The sequence below is a fragment of the Aliidiomarina sp. genome (genome assembly GCF_047920995.1).
Classification (GTDB): domain Bacteria; phylum Pseudomonadota; class Gammaproteobacteria; order Enterobacterales; family Alteromonadaceae; genus Aliidiomarina.
Window position 1 is genome coordinate 1 of sequence record NZ_JBLRWZ010000078.1, and the last position, 1,405, is coordinate 1,405.

The following is a 1,405-nucleotide window of genomic DNA, read 5'->3' on the forward strand; positions in this document are numbered from 1 at the left end:
ATTTAGCATCCAACGATCCGTTAGGTCGTAAATTACAAGATATAAAATTACTTAAGGGGCAGAAATGAACGGCAAGTCGGTTGAAGTTTATGCTCATTGGCAACCCATTTTTGAACCCACGAGAATGGGAGTTTTGACATGCGAAGAAACGCGTGGCCACGAGGTGTTTTCTTTTGCATACGATGAAATCTTTCTTACTTCTAAACATCGTGTTGCGCTTGATCCAAGCCTGAATTTATATCGCGGAATTCAATATAACGATGATACGAGTCAGAATTTTAGAGCATTTTTAGATTCTAGCCCAGATCGTTGGGGTCGGGTGCTCATGCAACGCCGTGCGGCAGTTCTTCATCGAATGGGTAATCGAGAAACAGCCCGTTTAAGCGAACTCGATTACCTGCTAGGTGTTCATGATCATTGCAGAATGGGTGGTTTAAGATTTCGCACGAATACCGATTCCGCATGGTTAGATAACAACACTGAGTTGGCAGCGCCACCATTTACATCGTTAGCGAAGTTGGAGTATGCAGCATTGCATTTGGAAGATGATCCTGATGCTGATAGTGCGCAGTATTTGCAATGGCTAAACATGTTGATTGCGCCCGGCTCATCTCTTGGAGGCGCTCGTCCTAAGGCAAACATTATTGATACCGACAATGAATTGTGGATTGCCAAATTCCCCAATAAGAACGATACGATTGATGTTGGAGGATGGGAAAGGGTGTGCCATATGCTAGCAAAACAAGCAAAGATAGAAATGGCACCAGCTTATGTAGAGAAATTAAACACCACTCACCATACATTTATCACGAAGCGATTTGACCGTGAAGGCGATACCAGAATACATTTCGCCTCAGCAATGACCCTCTTAGGCTACTATGATGGGAAGCATCAAGGTGCTAGCTACCTAGAGCTTGCAGAATTCATTGTAATAAATGGGGCATTCCCCGAAAAAGATCTTGAGCAATTATGGCGGAGAATTGTTTTCTATATCGCGGTATCAAACACTGATGATCATCTGCGCAATCACGGGTTTTTGTTAACTAGTAATGGTTGGAAGCTTTCCCCTGCGTATGATATCAACCCAGAATCAGATAGTTATGGGCTTAGCTTAAACATAAGTGAGCACTCGAACGCGCTTGATTATGAGCTGGCATTTTCGGTAGCGGAATACTTTCGCATCGATAAAGCCACTGCCAACAAGATTTACGATGAAGTTATGCAGTCGGTGCGCACATGGCAACAGGTGGCAACTACACTTGGGCTCAGTCGAGAAAGCCAATTATTGAAAGCGAGTTGTTTCCGCGTATAGATTTGATTTATTTCCCTGTAATCCATAACCTTAAACTACCCGCTTGCTAAGATTGCAGATGCTAGTGGGGTAAAGTACACTGCGCTCTCTAAC

At 43.6% G+C, this 1,405-nt stretch carries 1 protein-coding gene; it reads left to right on the forward strand.

All coding sequences use genetic code 11. From position 1 onward, the window contains the following. Positions 1-64: 64 nt before the first annotated feature. The gene (locus ACNA7P_RS11160; RefSeq protein ID WP_416258699.1) at positions 65-1,312 is read left to right on the forward strand and encodes a type II toxin-antitoxin system HipA family toxin; all 1,248 of its coding nucleotides are present in this window, start codon (positions 65-67) and stop codon (positions 1,310-1,312) included. The last annotated feature ends 93 nt before the right edge of the window (positions 1,313-1,405 follow it).